Origin of the sequence: Microbacterium sp. SMR1, from assembly GCF_003289625.1 — a bacterium.
GTDB lineage: Bacteria > Actinomycetota > Actinomycetes > Actinomycetales > Microbacteriaceae > Microbacterium > Microbacterium plantarum.
The window spans coordinates 666975-684888 of sequence record NZ_QMBN01000003.1 but is presented as its reverse complement, the minus strand read 5'-3'; the positions used below and the strand labels follow the sequence as shown (position 1 = coordinate 684888).

Below are 17914 nucleotides of genomic sequence, written 5' to 3'. Positions count from 1 at the left end.
CGCGGACCGCGGCTGTGTCAGGCTGTGAGGATGACCGACGATCCCGCCGCCGCCCCGCGCCCGCCGCACGGCCCGCGCGATCCCGGCGACGCGTGGGTCGTGGCGCCGTCGGGCGAGCGGTACTGGGGGCGCTTCGGTGCCGCGGGCCTGCTGGCCATCGATCCGGAGTGGGGCGTGCTGCTGCAGCATCGGGTGTCGTGGAGCCACTTCGGCGACACCTGGGGTCTTCCCGGCGGCGCGCGTCACGCGGGGGAGTCCGCGCGCGACGGAGCGTTGCGCGAGTCGGCCGAAGAGGCCGGCGTTCCCGCGGACGCCGTTGCTCCGCGGTTCCTGTCCGTGCTGGATGTCGGGGTGTGGACCTACGGCACCCTCGTGGCCGACGTCACGACGCCCTTCCACCCGGTCATCAGCGATCCCGAGAGTCGCGAGCTCGCGTGGGTTCCCATCGATGAGGTCGAGTCCTTCCCGCTGCATCCCGGGTTCGCGGCATCCTGGCCCCGGCTGCGCGGCCTGCTCTCGCTACGCCCGACCGTCATCGTCGACGTCGCGAACGTGGTCGGTTCGGTCCCCGACGGCTGGTGGCGCGATCGGGCCGGTGCCGCCGAGCGGCTGCTCGCCCAGGTGGCGGCGTTGGCCGAGCGGGGGATGGATGCCGCGGACCTGGAGCTCCCCGAAGACATCTGGTTTCCGCGCGTGGTCGCCGTCGTCGAGGGGCAGGCGCGCGACGTCACCGCCCCCGCGGGGGTCGAGCTCGCTCGCGCACCGGCCGCCGGTGACGATGCGATCGTCGAGGCGACCACTGCCGCCGTGGCCGCGGGTGAGCGGGTCAGCGTCGTGACGTCGGATCGCGAGCTGCGCGCTCGCGTCGAGGCGGTGGGGGCCCGGGCGGTCTCGACGTCGTGGCTCCGCGACCGGCTGTGACCACCGGCCGCGCAGCCCGGCGCTGGGGCGCGGCCGCGCTGGCCGTCGCTGTCGTCGCGGCAGGGCTCGTGGTCCACGGCATCCTGCCCGACACCGCCGCGACCGACATCGCCGGTGACGCGCTCTACGCCGTGTTGATCTACGCTCTCGTCGTCGCCGTCGCACCCCGTGCCGCAACCGTCGTCGTCGCGGCGGTCGCCGGCATCTGGTGCATCGCGGTCGAGCTGCTGCAGCTGAGCGATCTGCCCGCGCGGGCGGCCGCCGTCTTCCCGCCGGCGGTCCTGGTGCTTGGGACGGTGTTCGACGCGCGCGACCTGCTCGTCTACGTCGTGACGATCGTCATCGCCGGGGCTCTGGATACTGTGTGGCGCCGCCGGCGAGCACCGTCGTCACCCCCGCGATGATCAGGTCGAGCGCCGCGGTGAAGCCGTCATCGTCGCCGGCGGCGATGCGCTCGGGTGAGGCGGCGACGCCGCCCGAGGCCGCGCCCCACGCGTCGGCGCTGCGGCGCTGCTGCTGGTGAAAGGTGAAACCGACGACGAAATGGGTGACGGTGTCGGCGATCGTGTCGGCGAGAGAAGCCGACTCGCCGCGTTCGAGTGCGACGGCCCGGAGGTGCGCGTGCGCGGGTGGCTCGACGAGCCCGAGCGCGAGTGAGCTGGAGACGACCTCGGCCCCGTCGCGGTAGGCGAGCAGGCTGTCGTGCAGGCGCACGGCGACCTCTCGGGCGGCGACGTCGAGGCTCGTGCCGGCCTCGTCAGCTGCGCTGACCGGACGGAGGATGCGGGCGCTCACGGCCGCGAGCAGCTGCTGCTTGTTCTCGACGTGCCAATACAAGGCGCTCGGCTGCACGCCGAGATGCTCGGCGAGGCGCCGCATCGACAGATCGGGCAGGCCGACCCGGTCGAGCAGCTCGAGGGCGGCGTCGACCACGTCGTCCCTCGAGCGTCGGGGCGCGCGACCTCCGCGGTTTGAATCGTCGGCGATCATGGCGCTACTCTACCTGAACGCCGTTCACGTGAACGGTGTTCAGGAGGAACCATGACCCCGTCGATCCCCGCGTCGCGCGCCGCGCTCGATGCGACCGACCTCGCCCGCGCCGCGGTGTTCGCGGCCCTGATCGCCGTGCTCGGGCTGCCCGGCTCGTTCCCGCTGTTCGGGGGTGTGCCGATCACGGCGCAGACCCTCGGCGTGATGCTCGCCGGCGCCGTTCTCGGGCCCGTCGTCGGCGCGGCCTCGGTGGGCACCTTCCTCGCTCTCGTCGCCGTGGGGCTTCCGCTCCTCGCGGGCGGCCGCGGCGGGCTCGCGGTCTTCGCCGGCCCGACGGCGGGCTACCTCGTCGGCTGGCTCGTCGGCGCCGTGGTGGTGGGGCTGATCGTCCACGCCGGCGGGCGGCGACCCGTGTGGTGGCGCACCGTGGCCGGGCTCCTCATCGGCGGGGTGCTCGTCGTGTATGCGTGCGGCATCCCGGTCCAGAGCCTCGTCCTGCGCCTGCCGCTCGAGCAGGCGGCGCTGGCGAACCTCGCTTTCGTCCCGGGCGACATCGTCAAGGTCGTCGTCGCGACGCTCGTGATCGGAGCACTCGTGCGCGGCTACCCTCGCGCCTTCCGGCGCACGTGGGCGCCGCGTGCGAGCACCCGGGCCGGCGATGATGCGCCGACCCGGACCGCCGCCCCGGCATGACGGTCGGCATCCGTCTCGAGGCCGCGGCCGTCCGCCTCGGGGACGTGCAGGTGCTGGAACCCCTCACCCTTGGCCTCGACGCGCGCACCATCGCGGTGGTCGGCGACAACGGTTCGGGCAAGTCGACGCTCGCCCGACTCATCGGCGGACTCGTGCGACCGACGTCGGGAGCCGTCCGGGTGCTCGGCTGCGACCCGGTCCGGGATGCGGCCGAGCTGCGGCGCCGCGTCGCGATCGTCTTCAGCAACCCGGACGCGCAGATCGTCATGCCCACGGTCGCCGAGGACGTCGCCTTCTCGCTTCGCGGCGATCGCGGCTCGCGCGCCGACCGCGTTGCACGGGTCGACCGGGCGCTCGATCGGTTCGACCTGACCGATCTCCGCGACCACCCCGCGCACGAGCTGTCGGGCGGGCAGAAGCAGTTGCTCGCCCTGTGCGGAGCCTTCGTCCGCGACCCCGAGCTCGTCGTCGCGGACGAGCCGACCGCGTTCCTCGACGGGCGGAACGCCGCCCGCATCGCCGGTCATCTTCTCGGCGACACCGGCCACCGACTGCTGCTCGTGACCCACGACCTCGACCTCGCGCGGCGGTGCGAGGTCGGCGTGCACGTCGCCGCGGGACGCATCGTCGACGTGGGAGACGCGGCCGAGGTCGTCGATTCATACGCGAGGACCTGGCGATGACGTCTACCGAGGCGGGCGCGGCACGATGCTGACCCTCTACCGTCCGGATGCGCGGGGGTGGCACCGGCTCCCGGCGGGGCCGAAGACCCTGCTCCTCCTCGGCCTGGTGATGACGGTGTCGCTGCTCCCGGCTGCACCGGCGACTGCGGCCGGTGCGGCCGCCCTGTGCCTCGCCTGCTACGCCGTCCCCGGAACGGGCTGGCGCGAGCTGGTCCGACAGATCCGGGCGCTGCGGTGGCTCGTGATCATCGCGCTCGCCGGCCAGCTCATCTTCCTGGGGCTCGAGCCCGCCGTGGTCGGAACCGTGCGCATCCTGGCCGCGATCCTGCTCGCCGCCCTGCTGGCGCTGACGACGCCGGTCGCCGCTCTGCTCGACCTCTTCGAGCGTGTCCTCCGTCCCGCCCGGGCGATCGGCGCCGACCCCGAGCGCATCTCCCTCCTCCTCGTCGTCGCGCTCGGCTCCGTGCCGACGCTCGCGCGCCTGGCAGGCGAGGTGCGAGACGCGCACCGCGCGCGGGGCGCGGGAGGCGGCATCCGTTCCTCCGCGCTGGCGTTCATCGTGCTCGCACTGAAACACGCCGACGACCTCGGCGACGCTCTCACCGCGCGGGGCGTGCGCTGACTCGCGCCGAGTTCGCGCAACGGCGGCGCCTCATCTCACGTCGACGCGCTCGAACCGTTCTCGCGGCACGCGGTCGAGCCGCAGCGGGGCGGCGACCGGCGTGCCGCACCGGCTGCCCGCCGCACGGAATCGCTGGATCGCCCACCGCCGCACCCCGCGGTCGGCCAGCAGCTCGCCGAGATCGCCGAGCCGGGCGTCGTCGATGAGGTCGGGATGCACGGTCGTGCGGACCTCGACATCGAGCGGATGCGGCGAGGCGGCGCGCTCGCGCTGAGCGGCGACCACGAGGTCGAGCGAGCGCAGTGCGGCGCGCCCGCTCGGACCCCGGCCCGTCACGCCGGCGTAGTCGTCGGCCCCCGCTTTCACATCGAGGCCGATCCACGACAGGGCCGGCAGCACGGCTTCGAGCAGGTCCGGGTAGGCGCCGCCCGTATGCAGTCCGACGTCGAACCCGAGTTCGCGGGTCCGTGCGATCGCGTCGGGGAGGGCGCGTTGCATCGTCGGCTCACCGCCCGAGAAGACGACCCCGTCGAGCAGGCCGCGGCGCTCGCCGAGGAAGGCGGCGACGTCCGCCCACGGCATCACCCCGCTTGTCCGCGGATCGATCAGATCGGGGTTGTGGCAGTAGGCGCAGTCCCATGGGCACCCCTGCAGGAACACCGTCGCCACGAGGTGCCCCGGCCGATCGACCGTCGAGAACCGCGAGAGTCCCGCGATGCGCAGCTCGGAAGCGCCGCGACCCGCCACAGCGGACACGTCACACGACCGCCGCGGCGCGTTCGTACGAGAACGCCACACGCTCGGCGGCCTCGCCTCTCTTGCCGATGTTGAACGACGAGACCGGGCGGAAGTAGCCCATCACCCGCGTCCACACCTCGCACTCGGCGAGGCACTGAGGGCACGTCGCGTGGTCGCCCGAGAGGTACCCATGCTGGGGGCAGATCGAGAACGTCGGCGTGATCGTGATGTACGGGATGCGGAACCGCTCGAGCGAACGGCGGACGAGGGTCTTGCACGCCGCCGCCGTAGGTGCGGCCTCGCCCATGTAGAGGTGCAGGACGGTGCCGCCGGTGTACCTCTGCTGCAGCCCCTCCTGGAGCTCCATCGCGAGGAACGGGTCGTCGGTGAACGCGACCGGCAGCTGCGACGAGTTCGTGTAGTACGGGTTGGCGGTCGTGCCGGCGTGACGGATGCCCGCGAAGCGCGCGATATCGGCGCGGGCGAAGCGGTAGGTCGCCGACTCGGCCGGGGTGGCCTCGAGGTTGTAGAGGTGCCCGGTCTGCTCCTGGAACTCCACCATGCGTACGCGCACGTGATCGAGCAGGTCGGCGGCGAACCGCATCCCCTCCTCGGTCGTGATGTCATCCGCGTCGCCCGAGAAGTTGCGCACCGCCTCGTTCAGCCCGTTCACGCCGATCGTCGAGAAGTGGTTGTCCAGGGTGCCGAGGTAGCGCCGGCTGTAGGGGAACAGGCCCGCGTCGAGGTGGCGTCCGATGACGGTGCGCTTGGCCTCGAGGCTGTCGCGCGCGAGCTCCAGCAGCCGGTCGAGCTGCGCGTACAGGCCCGCGCGGTCGCCGGCGTGCACGAATCCGAGCCGCGCGCAGTTGATCGTGACGACCCCGACCGACCCGGTCTGCTCGGCCGAGCCGAACAGCCCGTTGCCGCGCTTGAGGAGCTCCGTGAGGTCGAGCTGCAGGCGGCAGCACATCGACCGGATCATTCCGGGGTCGAGGTCGGAGTTCACGAAGTTCTGGAAGTAGGGCAGGCCGTACTTCGCCGTCATCCGGAACAGCGCGTCGGCCTCGGGGGAGTCCCAGTCGAAGTCCTTCGTGATGTTGTAGGTCGGGATGGGGAAGGTGAACGCCCGGCCGTCGGCGTCGCCCTCGGTCATCACCGACAGGAACGCGCGGTTGATCATCGCCATCTCGGGCGCGAGATCGCCGTACGTGAAGTCGGCGAGGCGCCCGCCGACGAGCGGGCGCTGGTCGGCGAGGTCGTCGGGGCAGGTCCAGTCGAAGGTCAGGTTGGTGAACGGGGTCTGAGTGCCCCATCGCGAGGGGACGTTGAGGTTGAAGACGAGCTCCTGGATGCCCTGGCGTACGGCTCGCTCGTCGAGCCCGTCGAGCCGCACGAAGGGTGCGAGATAGGTGTCGAACGAGCTGAACGCCTGCGCTCCGGCCCACTCGTTCTGAAGGGTGCCGAGGAAGTTGACGATCTGGCCGAGGGCGCTCGAGAAGTGCTTCGGCGGGGCCGACGAGATCGCGCCCGGAACCCCGTTGAACCCCTGCTCGAGGAGCTGGCGCAGCGACCACCCGGCGCAGTAGCCGGCGAACACGTCGAGATCGTGGATGTGGATGTCGCCGTCGCGGTGCGCTCCGGCCTCGGGCGCGTAGACCTCGTCGAGCCAGTAGTTGGCGATCAGCTTGCCAGACGCGTTGAGGATGAGCCCGCCGAGGCTGTAGCCCTGATTCGCGTTCGCGTTGACGCGCCAGTCGCGTCTCTCGAGGTACTCCTCCACGGTCGCCTGGACGGAGATGGATCGCGCGGTCATGTGAGCTCCTTCGTCGAGATTCCCCAGATGTGGGGGTCGGGTCTCGATTCAGCCACTACATGATGTGCCTGATCCGCGTGGCGCGCCGGAACAAATCCCGGCGCACCACGCGCGTCAGCCGTCAGCGGGCGAAGCGGAGGGTCACGATCTCGAACGGGCGGAGGGAGAGGGGAACGGCATCGTCGACGAGGGCGGAGGCCGCGACCTCGCGCTCGAGCAGATCGGTCCGAACCGCCCCGAGCGCGTCGAAACCGGGGTGCACGACGGTGTCGACACGGCGGCCGAGCGCCTCGTACAGCCGCACGACCACGTCGCCCGAGCCGTCCTCGGCGAGCTTGACCGCCTCGACGACGACCCCCGGGTCCGCCACCGTCACGATCGGCTCGATCGCGGAGGCGGTCCCCGTCACCACCCGTTCGGGCAGATTCAGCCGATAGCCCTCGACGACGGCATCCTCGACGTCCGCGCCGACGACCAGGCCGACCCGCAGTGCATACGCGCCCTGATCCTGCGTGGGATCGGGGAACAGCGCCGACCGGATGAGCGACAGCCGGACGACCGAGACCGTGCCGCCGCCGACCGAGCGCTCGGCTCGAGTGATGTCGTGACCGTAGGTGGAGTCGTTCACGACCGCGACGCCGAAGCCGGGTTCGCCCACGCGCACCCACCGCTGCGCGACGGTCTCGAAGCGCGCGGCATCCCACGACGTGTTGGTGTGGGTCTTCCGCTCGATATGGCCGAACTGCACCTCCGAGGTCGCGCTGTCGGTGTGCACGTCGACGGGGAACGCGAGCTTGAGCAGTTTCTGCGTCTCGTGCCAGTCGAGTTCGAACCCGAGCGACAGGGTGCGCGACCCGGCATCGAGTCCGATGCGCTCGACCACGCGCGACAAGCCGAACGACCGGGTGACGACGACCTCGTCGCCGTCGAGCTCGAGGCCGTCGATGTCGGTGAGGTCGGTGACGGTGTTCCGATAGTGCACGTCGACATCCCAGGCATCCCACTGCGTCGGGGTGTCGCGGTGCAGTTGCAGAAGAGCGGATGCCGCGCCCGGCGGCACGCTCTCGCGACCACTCGCCACATCGACCGCCGAGACGATCAGCCCGCGATCGTCGATCACCACGCGCACGATGCCGTTGTCGAGCACCCAGCCCTCGGGCGAGCGTTCGGGGCGCACGCGGGACGCCGGGGCAACGGGTACGGCTCCGAGCGCCGGAACCCCGCCGCGCGCGTGCGGCGCGGCGTTGACCCTGAGCTCGGATGTGGCCTCGCCCGACTCGGGCGATCCCGCGAGAGCGGTCAACGCGTCGCCGATGATCTCCTCGAGCTCGCGGGCGACCGCGGCGTAGTTGCGCTCGGCGTCCTGATAGACCCAGGCGATCGACGATCCCGGCAGGATGTCGTGGAACTGCTGCAGCAGCACCGTCTCCCACGCCCGCGCGAGCCTCTCGGCGGGATACGGTGCGCCGGTGCGCACAGCCGCGGTCGTCGCCCACAGCTCGGCCTCGCGCAGCAGGTGCTCGCTGCGGCGGTTGCCCTGCTTCGTGGCGAGCTGGCTCGTATAGGTGCCGCGGTGGAACTCGAGATAGAGCTCGCCGACCCAGACCTCGGGCTCGGGGTACTCCGCTTCGGCGGTCTCGAAGAACCGCTGCGGTGTCGAGTGAACGACACGGGGTGAGCCCTCCAGCGAGGTCGTCCGCGCGATCGCCGCCGTCATCTCGCGCGTGGGGCCGCCCCCGCCGTCACCGAATCCATAGGGGAGCAGCGACACCGTGCCGCGCCCCTTGTCGGCGTAGTTGCGTTCGGCGTGCGCGAGCTCGGCTGCCGACACGATCGAGTTGTACGAGTCGACCGGCGGGAAGTGGGTGAACAGGCGGGTGCCGTCGATGCCTTCCCACCGGAAGGTGTGGTGCGGCATCCGGTTCGTCTCGTTCCACGAGATCTTCTGCGTGAGGAACCAGCGGGCGCCCGCGGCCTTCGCGATCTGCGGAAGAGCCCCGCTGTAACCGAACGAATCGGGAAGCCACACCTCGGGGGTGTCGATGCCGAACTCGCGCTCGAAGAAGCCTTTGCCCGCGATGAACTGCCGCGCCAGGGCCTCCGCGCCGGGCAGGTTCGTGTCGGATTCGACCCACATGCTGCCGACCGGCACGAACCGGCCCTCCGCCACACGCGCGCGGATGCGCTCGAACAGGTCGGGGTAGTACTCCTTCACCCATGCGTACTGCTGCGCCGACGACGCGGCGAAGACGAAGTCGGGGTCTTCGTCCATGAGCGAGAGGACGTTCGAGAACGTGCGAGCGACCTTCCGCACCGTCTCTCGCACGGGCCACAGCCACGCCGAGTCGATGTGGGCGTGCCCGACGGCATGCAGGGTGTGTGCGCTCGCCGAGGCCGGCGCGGCCAGCACGGGAGCGAGGACGGCGCGGCCCGCGGCGGCGGTACCGGCGACGTCGTGCGGGTCGACGACGTCGATCATCCGCTCCAAGGCGAGAAGGATGTCGGCACGGCGGGCCGACGCTGGGTCGAGCTGCGCCGCAAGTCCCCGAAGCGCCGAGGTGTCGTCCAGGAGAGCGGTGACCTCGAGGTCGCGCAGTCGCACATCGACCGTCCGCAGCACGTAGACGGGATCCTCCCCGGCGGTCGCCCGGTCGCCGACCGGTGTGGGCGCGAAGGTGAAGATGCTCCCGACGTCGGGGTTGGAGGCGCCCTCCACGAAGACGTCGATCTCACCGCCCGGCGACACCGCCTCGGTCACCGCGTTGTTGAGCGGCGCGATGCCGCGCAGCGGCCGGCCGTCGACCGACCACACCATCGCCTCGCATTGGAAGCCCGCCTGTCCGGTCGTGAATCCGAGGTCGACGACGAGCTCGGGTCGCGTCCCGGCGATCGGCTCGTCCCCGTCGAACCACTCGTCCGGCGCCTCGCCCGTGACGCGGAACCAGGTCGTCCCCCACGGGCGTCCCCACGGTTCACCGACCGTGATCGGACGGTAGGCGCCGTCGCGGGCCTCGTCGAAGGCGACCGGCTCGGCCGGCGCCTCCCAGCGGCTGACCGCGAGCGGGCGGGAGTCGCGGTGGATCGCCGGGGCCAGACGTTCGCGGACGAATCGGTCGATGCGCAGCAGCGCGAGAGTGGAGCGGTCGTGCATGGAGGAGCCTTTCGGGGAGGAAGCGGGTCAGCCCTTGACGGAGCCGGCGAGGGCGAACGAGCCGCCCGAGAATCGCTGGACGAGGACGTACAGCACCACCATCGGTGCGGCATAGAGCACCGAGTAGGCGGCGAGCTGTCCGTAGGCGATCGAACCGTACTGACCGAAGAAGTTGAAGATCGACACCGCCGCCGGGAACTTCGACGACGTGAAGAGCAGCACGAAGGGGACGAAGAAGTTCCCCCAGGCGGTCGTGAAGACGAAGATGAACACGACGCCGATGCCTGAGCGCATGAGCGGGATGACGATGCGCGCGAGAGCCTGCATCGACCCGGCCCCGTCGACCCAGGCGGCCTCTTCGAGAGAGATCGGCACCGAGTCCATGAAGTTCTTCAGCATCCAGATCGCCATCGGCAGAGATGTCGCGGCCATGAAGACGATGACGCCCCACACCGAGTCGAGCAGCCCGAACGAGACGAACAGCGCGTAGACCGGCACCATCATCGCGGTGATCGGCAGCCCGGTGCCGAAGAGGATCGCGTACATGAACGTCTTCTGGAACCGCATCGCGTAGCGCGACAGCGGGTAGGCCGCGAGCACACCGACGACAACGGTGATGACGGCGGTGCCCAGCGAGACGAGGATCGAGTTCAGGAGAGGCTGGAACGTGAGCTCCCACGTCATCACCTGCGTGTAGTTCTCGAGGGTCCAGGTCTCGGGGACCTTCATCGTGACCTTCGCGTCGCCGTCGAAGGAAGCGAAGACGATCCACAGCAGCGGCACGAGGAAGAGCACGCCGATCGCCGCGAGGATGATCGACGACAGCACGGTCTGAGCCCGCTTCCGCGGTGCCGAGACCGAGGTGGCGATGGTGGCCATGTCAGTCGACCTCCGGCTTGAGGATGCGGATGTAGACGGCGGAGAAGACGGCGCCGATCAGGAGCGTCACGACGGCGATCGCGGTGCCGTATCCGACCTGGGCGAACTTGAACGCCTCCTGGAACGCCAGCACGGGGAGCGTCGACGACTGCGTTCCCGGACCGCCCCCGGTCATCACCCAGATGAGCGTGAACACGCCGAGCGTCTGCAGCGTCGTCAGCAGCAGATTGGTGGAGATCGACCGCCGGATGACGGGGAGGGTGACGCGGATGAAGCGCTGCCAGGCGCCGGCGCCGTCGATCGTCGCGGCCTCGATCAGCTCGGGCGGCACCTCGGACAGCGCCGCGTTGTAGACCATCATCGAGAAGGCCGTGCCGCGCCAGATGTTCGCCAGGATCACCGCCAGCATCGGGAAGTAGTACAGCCAGCTCGTGCCCTCCAGCCCGAACCAGCCGAGGAAGGTGTTGAGGGTGCCGTCGGTCTGGAAGAAGGCGTAAAGGGCGAAGGCGGCGACGATCTCCGGCAGCACCCACGCCAGCACCACGAGTCCGCCGACGAGCGAACGCAGCGGCTTCACCGAGTTGCGGATGAGGACGGCGAGCAGCATCCCGAGGACGTTCTGGCCGATCACGGCGGACGCCAGCACGAACACCACGGTGAGCCCGAGCGAGAGCCAGAACTCTCCCGAGGCGAACAGGGCCGTGTAGTTGTCGAGTCCGATGAACTGCGGGTTCGCCGCGCGGGGCCCGGTCATGGCGCGGTCGGTCAGTGACCCGTAGAGCGCGTAGACGATCGGTCCGAGCATGAACGCGAGCAGCAGGAGCACCGCGGGCAGGAGCGGGAGGAGTCGTGCGGCGGCACGGCCGGCCGACCGGCCGGACCGGGAGGTGATCTCCCGGCCCGGGCGGTGCCGACCGCCGGTGGTGACGGTGGCGGTGGCGGTCATCGCTGGATCAGCCCGCCTGCGTGTTCTCCTCGCCGACGATGCCGACGAGAGCGGAGTCGTACGCGGCCTGTGCATCCTGCGGGGTCGCCTGACCGGTGAAGATCGACTCCGTCGCGCGCGGGATGTTCGCCGAGATCTGCGAGTAATCGGGCGTTGCCGGCCGGAAGTGGGTGTACGGCACGAGCGATGAGAAGAACTCGAACGACGGGTTGTAGTCGAGGTACTCCTGGCTGGCGGCGACGTCCTTGCGCACCGCGATCTGCCCGGCCTCCTGGTGATACATCAGTGCGTTCTCGAACGTCAGAGCCTGGGCGATGAAGTCGAAGGCGGCCTGCGGGTTCTTCGCGTTGGCACCCATCGCGAGCGTCCATCCGCCCGACATCGAGGTGAAGCCGTCACCGCCGCCGTCCTGGGTCGGCATAGCGGCGAAGCCCATCGTCTGCTCCCACTCCGGCCACGCGTTCTCGCCGTCGATCCAGTTGCTCGGCAGCCACGAACCGTCGAGCGCGATGGCGATCCCGCCCTGGGGGAGGAGCTCCGTGCTGACTTTGGTTCCCCAGCCGGCGTCGAGCGCCAGCGCCGGGTCGGGGCCGAGCTTCTCCTTCGCGACCGTCTGATAGAACTCGAGTGCGTCGAGGAACCCCGTCGAGCCGGTGACCCACTTGTTCGTGTCGGTGTCGAGGAGCTCATCCTCGGTGCCGTAGAGCAGCATCTCGAAGCCCTGCATCGACGTCGCCTCGCCCAGTGCCTGCGACGCGTAGATGTTGAACGGGATGACGTCGGGGTTGCTCTCCTTGATGGTGCGCGCGGCCTCGAGCACGTCGTCCCAGCTCTCCGGCGCCCAGTCCTCGGGAAGCCCCGCCGCCGCGAACAGCTGCTTGTTGAAGTAGAGGCCCCGGGTGTCGGTGCCGAGCGAGACGCCGTACGTCTTGCCGTCGTCGCCGAGCCCGGCCTGCTTGGCGCCGTCGTCGTACTGCTCCCACTGGTCCCAGTCGGCGAGATAGTCGTCGATCGGCTGCAGATATCCGGCGGCGGCATCCGATCGGATCTGGAAGGTGTCCTCGTAGATGACGTCGGGCGCCGTCCCCGCCGACCCGTTCATGAGGGCGAGCTTGGTGAAGTACTGGTCCTGCTCCGCCTCGATCGGCACGAGCTCGACCGTCATCCCCTCGTGCGCGGCCTCGTACTCCTCCTTCGTCTTCTTCATGAGCTCGTCCATCGCGGTGAACGACGTCGTCTTCTGATAGGCGACGCGGATCGTGTCGGACGACGCTTCGTCTCCGCCCCCGCCGCCGCTGCCGCAGCTCGTGAGAGCGAGCGAGAACGCTGCGATGCCGACGACGGCCACGGTCGTGATGGGTCTCTTCATGGTCGAAGCTCCTTTGCTTTGACGAGGGGCGCTGGTGCGTGCGCACGTCTTTTATAAAACAAATGGAATAAAAGAACAAGGCTTCGCCTCGACCTTTCCCGGTGGGTTCAGTCCGGGGCGCCCGCGATCATGAGGTCCGTCGGGCGGGCGGTCATCGCGGCATCGAGCACGAGGCACGCGGCGCCCACGGCGGCGGCATCCGTGGGCAGTCCGCTTTCGAGCACGCGGATGCCGCGCACCGTGGCGGTCTCGGTGCTCGCCGCCACGGCGTCGGAGAGGGCGGGCCCGGCCGTCGTCGAGAGGAGCTTCCACAGCGGCCCCCCGACCACGACGACATCCGCGTCGAGGAGGTTGTTGATCTGCACGACGGCGCGGGCGAGGCTCGACCCGGCGCGCCGCACCGCCGACGCGGCGCGCTCATCGCCGCCGCGCGCGCGGGCTGCGAGTTCGCGGAGGCGCTCCCGGAGTGCCGGTGCGGCCACGGGCTCACTGCCATCGATCACACCCCCGTCGACGAGCAGCCGTTCGGGGGCGATGGCGGCGCCGAGGCATCCGCGTTGACCGCACCCGCATGCCGGCCCGCCCGGTTCGACGACGAGGTGGGCGACATCACCGGCGTTCCCCGTGCGGCCCCGGATCGGTGCGCCGTCGACGGCGAGGCCCGCGCCGACGCCCGCTCCGTAGTACACGAAGATGGAGTCCTGCAGCTCTTGTGCGGCATCCCGCCAGAGCTCGCCGACCATCGCGGCGACGACATCCTTCTCGACCGTCGTCGGCAGTCCCGTCGCCTCGCGCAGCAACGGCCCCAGGGCGAGGTCGTGCCAGACGGGCGGCAGAAGCGGGGGCTCGAACAGGACGCCCGCGTCCGCGTCGAGCGGGCCAGGAGCGGCGACGCCGATGCCGAGCACGGATGCCCGCGAACGGCCGCCTTCCGCGAGCAGCGACTCGACGGTGCCGACGAGGTCGCCGAGGATCTGCTCGCGGGTCGCGTCGGGTCGCGGGGTGCGCTCGGTCTGAGCGACGACCTCGCCCAGAAGGTCGACCACGACGACGGTCTCGACCGCCGGATCGAGATGGATGCCGACGGCGCACCGGGCCGTCGGGTCGAGCTGGAGGGGGGTGCGGGGCTTGCCGGGGCCGGTGACGATCGGGGTCCCCTCGCGCACCCAGCCCTCGGCGACGAGACGGCGGGCGACGTTGCTGAGCGTCTGGGCGGACAGCCCCGTGCGGGCGGCGAGCTCGATGCGGCTGATGCCGTCGGGGGAGCGCCGGATCAGGTCGAGCACGAGCGTCTGGTTGTACGTGCCGACGGCCGGCAGGTTCGAGCCGCGTCTCATGGTTCCTCCCGTCGAACCATACTGCGCGCGCGCATGACGAAGGCCCGCCCGGCGAACCGGACGGGCCTTCGAGGATCGCGGGGGAGCGTCAGTTGTTGCCGCGCAGGATCGCGATGATGCGGAGGATCTCGACGTACAGCCAAACGACCGTCACCATGATGCCAAACGCGCCGACCCAGCCGTACTGACGGGGTGCGCCGTTGCGGACGCCCCGCTGGATGTTGTCGAAGTCGAGCACGAGCGAGTACGCCGCCATGATGACCACGAGCACGCCGATGATGAGGCCGAGCGGGATGCCGGCGATCTTCATGCTGTGGAGGCCGAACATCATGCCGCCCGGGATCACGCCGAAGAGCATCAGGCCGACGTTCAGCAGCGAGAAGACGAGGTAGCCGAGCATCGCGATCATGAAGATCTTCGTCGCCTTGGCCGACGCGCGGACCTTGCCGCTGGCGAAGAGGGCGAGGGTCACGCCGACGACCGCGAGGGTTGCGAGGGTCGCCTGCATGACGATGCCCGGGAAGATGAACTCGAGGTAGGCGGAGATGCCGCCGACGAAGAGGCCCTCGAACGCGGCGTACCCGAAGATCAGCCCGGGCCGGACCTTCTTGCGTGAGGTGAAGGTGACGACCATCGCCAGGACGAAGCCGCCGAGCGCACCGATGATCCAGGGCATCATCGTGGGGTTGGGGTTCGCGGGAGTCACCGGCAAGAGCGTCCACACCCAGCCGACGACTGCCGTGGCGAGCAGGATCGCGAAGAGCCCGAGCGTCTTGACGACGGTGTCTTCGACCGTCATACGGGAGGTCTCGCGGGCACCGGCGGCCGGTGCGGCGTACATGCCTTCGAGGTGGGCCTGCGTAGCGGCGTTCACGCCGGCGTGCTGCGCCGAGGCGGTCTGCATACCGGGGGCGGCGGGCGGCGTCAGACCCGGCCGCTGCTCCTTGAACGCGGGATTGTCGAATGCGGGGTTATTGAGGGCCACTGCTCTCACACTCCAAGTCGAGGGTCGACACAGCTGGATGCCGTGTATCCCCAGCCTACGGGAACCGGTTCCTCCCGGGTATGCGCGGCGCTGTGAGCAGGCCATGAAGCCGATCGCCCTGAGCGAAATCACGCGTCATCGGCCCGTACGCTGGGGTCGTGTCCCGCCCGCTCGTGATCGGCCACCGCGGTGCGCCCGGGTATCGTCCCGAGCACACCCGCTCCTCCTATCTCCTCGCGCTCGAGAGCGGGGTCGATGCCGTCGAGCCGGACGTGGTCTTCAGCCGGGACGGGGTCGCAGTGATCCGGCATGAGAACGAGATCGGCTCGACGACCGACGTCGCCGACCATCCCGAGTTCGCTTCGCGCCGCACGACGAAGACCGTCGACGGCGCGTCGCTCACCGGCTGGTTCGCGGAGGACTTCACCTGGGACGAGCTGTCACGGCTGCGCTGCCGCGAGCGGCTCCCGGCGCTGCGGCCCGACAGCGCTCGTCATGACGGCGCGGAGCCGATGCTGCGGCTGCGCGATCTCCTCGACCTCGTCACCGATGCCGCGAAGACCTCCGGGCGGCGGCCCGGCGTCGTGCTCGAGATCAAGCACGCCACCTTCCTGGAGGCCGCCGGCTTCGACGTGTCCGGGCTCATCGCGGCAGAGCTCGACGCGGCTGGCTGGACCGACGGCGACCTGCCGCTGTGGATCGAGTCGTTCGAGCTCACGATCCTCGACCGCCTGGCGGACGCCGGCGTCCGGGGCACGCGAATCTTCCTCCTCGAGGCCGAGGGCGGGCCGTACGACCTGGTCTCGACCGAGGGCGCGGGGGCACGCAGCTACCGGGAGTGGTCGTCGCCCGCGGGGCTCGACGCCCTCGGCGGACGGGTCGCCGGTGTGAGCCTGGACAAACGGATGCTCCTCGACCCCGCGCGGGGCGCGGACGGCGGCCGGGCGCTCGTTGCCGCAGCGCACGAGCGCGAGCTGGCCGTCTTCACGTGGACGGCGCGTCCTGAGAACGCCTTCCTCGTCAGACGGCACCGACGCGGTGGCGGTCGGTCCGCCTGGGGAGACTACGCGGGCGAGTGGGCCGAGCTCGCGGCATCCGGAGTCGACGGCGTCTTCGTCGACCACCCGGATCTCGGCGTCGACGTGTTCGGGCGCTGATCCCCGATGCTCAGCAGACCCCGGATCCAGCCCTACGCCCAGTATCTGATGGGGGCGTCGACGGTGATGATCTCCACGACCGTCGCGGTCGTCGCTCCCGAGCGCATCACCGTGGCTTACGTCGCCGGCGCGAGCGTCATCGTCGCGGCCTGTGTCGCGATGGGGTTCGTCTGGCGCGACAAGCCGACTCGCGGAACCGTCTGGGTGTGCATCGTCCCGCTCGTCTCGATCCTCGCCTGCGCCCCGCTGCGCAACGGTGCCATCGATCTGCTTCCCGTGACCGGGATGCTCGTCATCTTCCCGATCGCCTGGCTCGCCTTCGCGTTCCCGCCGCCGGTCGCGGCGCTGGGGGTCCTCCTGGCGGGGCTGCTGCCCCTCGCGGCGGCGACCGAGCCGCCCGCCGGTCTCGCGGAGTGGCTGGCGCTCGCGACGGTGCCGGCGCTGCTCGGCATGTTCGCGATGGGAAGTCGTTTCGTCTCCGCCGACCTCGGCCGCCATCGCAGCAGGGCCCGACGCGCCACGCATCGATTGGCCGAGGCGCTCGACTCCTCGAACCGGACCGACGCCGCGCTGCGCCAGCTGCTCGACACGAGCCCGGACGCCATCGTGCTCTTCGGCGACGACGGCGCGGTGCTGGTCGCGAACGCGCCCGCGCATGCGCTGGCCCAGCGTGCGGGGATCGCGATCTCGCTCGACCAGGACGGGCGCACGTCCGTCTACGAGGAAGACCGGATCACCCCGGTCGTGGTGGGCGCGGACCTGCGCGACATCATCCTTTCGGGTGAACTCGCCGAGGCGCGTCGCGTGTGGGTCGGTGAGCCGGGCGATCAGGTGGCGCTGCGCTTCGTCGCCCGACCCATCTCGCTCGACGGCGAGCCCATCGGTGTGCTCGTGGTCGCCCAGGACGTGACCGAGCTCGTCGAAGCCGTCGACGTCCGCGATCGGTTCCTCGACACGGTGGGCCATGAACTGCGGACGCCGCTCACGGTGATCCTCGGCAATGCCGAGCTCGCGCTCGCCGGGGCGATGCCGGAGCATCGCGACCGCTGGGAGACGATCCACCGCGCCGCCGAGAGGCTGGAGCACACCGTCGAGCTGATCCTCGCGACGGGTCGAGCGGACGCGATGCCCGGGACGGCGGCGTGCGAGGTCCGTGCCGTCGTCGACCGGGTCGTCGCCGAATCGGCCGACGGCGACTCCGACGTGGCCGTGACCGTCATGGGAGCCACGGCGCACGCGCGCATCGCAGCCCGCGACCTGCATGCGATCATGACCGAGCTGCTGCACAATGCGCGGCAGGTGTCGCCTCCCGCCGGCGTCGTCGAGATCTCGATCGCGATGAGAGCCGACGAGGTCGAGATCTCGGTAACCGACGAGGGCCCCGGCATGACCCCTGCCGAGCGCCGTCAGGCGTTCGAGCGGTTCTATCGCACCACGCGCTCGCGTCGGAGCGCCGCGCAGGGGCTCGGGCTCGGGCTCGCTCTCGCGCGCGGGCTGGCGCGCGCCCACGGCGGCGAGGTGCGGCTGACGCCCGGGCGGGTGGGCGGTACCGCCGCCGTCGTGAGGCTGCCGCGGGCCAGCCTGCCGGACGCCCCTCCGCCTCTCGATCACGTCACCGCCGTCCCCTAGG

At 70.7% G+C, this 17914-nt stretch carries 16 protein-coding genes; 7 read left to right on the top strand and 9 right to left on the bottom strand.

The features are described from left to right. Positions 1-30 precede the first annotated feature (30 nt). Complete coding sequence (locus DO944_RS12880) at positions 31-921, top strand: NUDIX domain-containing protein (RefSeq protein WP_112617515.1); 891 nt, start codon at positions 31-33, stop codon at positions 919-921. Beyond that, entirely contained in the window at positions 918-1325 is a 408-nt protein-coding gene (locus tag DO944_RS12875; protein ID WP_112617607.1) for a DUF2809 domain-containing protein, read from the top strand. The genes DO944_RS12880 and DO944_RS12875 overlap by 4 nt, the downstream gene beginning before the upstream one ends. On the opposite strand, the gene DO944_RS12870 is transcribed toward DO944_RS12875, so the two are convergent. Then, complete coding sequence (locus DO944_RS12870; protein ID WP_112617514.1) at positions 1261-1911, bottom strand: TetR family transcriptional regulator; 651 nt, start codon at positions 1909-1911, stop codon at positions 1261-1263. The two genes, DO944_RS12875 and DO944_RS12870, sit on opposite strands and share 65 nt — an antisense overlap. 51 nt (positions 1912-1962) lie before the next feature. Between DO944_RS12870 and DO944_RS12865 the strand changes: the two genes are divergently transcribed. Genes DO944_RS12865 through DO944_RS12855 form a run of 3 tightly spaced genes read left to right on the top strand, consistent with a single transcriptional unit; the run spans position 1963 to position 3909 of the window. Beyond that, positions 1963-2604 (top strand): biotin transporter BioY, encoded by a 642-nt coding sequence (locus tag DO944_RS12865; protein ID WP_112617513.1) that lies wholly within the window; start codon positions 1963-1965, stop codon positions 2602-2604. Then, complete coding sequence (locus DO944_RS12860) at positions 2601-3287, top strand: energy-coupling factor ABC transporter ATP-binding protein (protein ID WP_112617512.1); 687 nt, start codon at positions 2601-2603, stop codon at positions 3285-3287. Before DO944_RS12865 ends, DO944_RS12860 begins: the two co-directional genes overlap by 4 nt. Positions 3288-3312: 25 nt before the next feature. Continuing rightward, positions 3313-3909, top strand: a complete 597-nt coding sequence (locus tag DO944_RS12855; protein ID WP_112617511.1) for a CbiQ family ECF transporter T component — start codon at positions 3313-3315, stop codon at positions 3907-3909. 30 nt (positions 3910-3939) lie between these two features. Here DO944_RS12855 and DO944_RS12850 read toward each other — a convergent pair whose 3' ends face one another. From DO944_RS12850 to DO944_RS12815, 8 genes are all read right to left on the bottom strand, one after another. Beyond that, entirely contained in the window at positions 3940-4665 is a 726-nt protein-coding gene (locus DO944_RS12850) for an anaerobic ribonucleoside-triphosphate reductase activating protein (RefSeq protein WP_258524716.1), read from the bottom strand. Between the two features lies 1 nt (position 4666). Beyond that, the gene (locus DO944_RS12845; protein WP_112617509.1) at positions 4667-6460 is read right to left on the bottom strand and encodes a ribonucleoside triphosphate reductase; all 1794 of its coding nucleotides are present in this window, start codon (positions 6458-6460) and stop codon (positions 4667-4669) included. Between the two features lie 121 nt (positions 6461-6581). Then, a complete protein-coding gene (locus tag DO944_RS12840; protein WP_112617508.1) occupies positions 6582-9611 on the bottom strand; it encodes a glycoside hydrolase family 38 C-terminal domain-containing protein in 3030 nt (1009 codons plus the stop codon). Between the two features lie 27 nt (positions 9612-9638). Continuing rightward, the gene (locus DO944_RS12835; protein WP_112617507.1) at positions 9639-10490 is read right to left on the bottom strand and encodes a carbohydrate ABC transporter permease; all 852 of its coding nucleotides are present in this window, start codon (positions 10488-10490) and stop codon (positions 9639-9641) included. Position 10491: 1 nt separating this feature from the next. Further along, complete coding sequence (locus DO944_RS12830) at positions 10492-11436, bottom strand: carbohydrate ABC transporter permease (RefSeq protein ID WP_112617506.1); 945 nt, start codon at positions 11434-11436, stop codon at positions 10492-10494. Positions 11437-11443: 7 nt separating this feature from the next. Next, complete coding sequence (locus DO944_RS12825) at positions 11444-12805, bottom strand: extracellular solute-binding protein (protein WP_112617505.1); 1362 nt, start codon at positions 12803-12805, stop codon at positions 11444-11446. Between the two features lie 107 nt (positions 12806-12912). Further along, a complete protein-coding gene (locus DO944_RS12820; protein ID WP_112617504.1) occupies positions 12913-14142 on the bottom strand; it encodes an ROK family transcriptional regulator in 1230 nt (409 codons plus the stop codon). Between the two features lie 88 nt (positions 14143-14230). Beyond that, complete coding sequence (locus DO944_RS12815; RefSeq protein ID WP_181574239.1) at positions 14231-15127, bottom strand: Bax inhibitor-1/YccA family protein; 897 nt, start codon at positions 15125-15127, stop codon at positions 14231-14233. Between the two features lie 158 nt (positions 15128-15285). Here DO944_RS12815 and DO944_RS12810 point away from each other — a divergent pair, with 158 nt between their 5' ends. Next, entirely contained in the window at positions 15286-16284 is a 999-nt protein-coding gene (locus DO944_RS12810) for a glycerophosphodiester phosphodiesterase family protein (protein WP_112617503.1), read from the top strand. Between the two features lie 6 nt (positions 16285-16290). Continuing rightward, entirely contained in the window at positions 16291-17913 is a 1623-nt protein-coding gene (locus tag DO944_RS12805) for a HAMP domain-containing sensor histidine kinase (RefSeq protein ID WP_112617502.1), read from the top strand. Position 17914: the final 1 nt, after the last annotated feature.

Coding starts and splice junctions, on each gene's coding strand:
- DO944_RS12880 (WP_112617515.1), top strand. CDS start 31: ATGACCGACGATCCCGCCGCCGCCCCGCGCCCGCCGCACGGCCCGCGC.
- DO944_RS12870 (WP_112617514.1), bottom strand. CDS start 1,911: ATGATCGCCGACGATTCAAACCGCGGAGGTCGCGCGCCCCGACGCTCG.
- DO944_RS12865 (WP_112617513.1), top strand. CDS start 1,963: ATGACCCCGTCGATCCCCGCGTCGCGCGCCGCGCTCGATGCGACCGAC.
- DO944_RS12860 (WP_112617512.1), top strand. CDS start 2,601: ATGACGGTCGGCATCCGTCTCGAGGCCGCGGCCGTCCGCCTCGGGGAC.
- DO944_RS12855 (WP_112617511.1), top strand. CDS start 3,313: ATGCTGACCCTCTACCGTCCGGATGCGCGGGGGTGGCACCGGCTCCCG.
- DO944_RS12845 (WP_112617509.1), bottom strand. CDS start 6,460: ATGACCGCGCGATCCATCTCCGTCCAGGCGACCGTGGAGGAGTACCTC.
- DO944_RS12840 (WP_112617508.1), bottom strand. CDS start 9,611: ATGCACGACCGCTCCACTCTCGCGCTGCTGCGCATCGACCGATTCGTC.
- DO944_RS12835 (WP_112617507.1), bottom strand. CDS start 10,490: ATGGCCACCATCGCCACCTCGGTCTCGGCACCGCGGAAGCGGGCTCAG.
- DO944_RS12830 (WP_112617506.1), bottom strand. CDS start 11,436: ATGACCGCCACCGCCACCGTCACCACCGGCGGTCGGCACCGCCCGGGC.
- DO944_RS12825 (WP_112617505.1), bottom strand. CDS start 12,805: ATGAAGAGACCCATCACGACCGTGGCCGTCGTCGGCATCGCAGCGTTC.
- DO944_RS12820 (WP_112617504.1), bottom strand. CDS start 14,142: ATGAGACGCGGCTCGAACCTGCCGGCCGTCGGCACGTACAACCAGACG.
- DO944_RS12805 (WP_112617502.1), top strand. CDS start 16,291: ATGCTCAGCAGACCCCGGATCCAGCCCTACGCCCAGTATCTGATGGGG.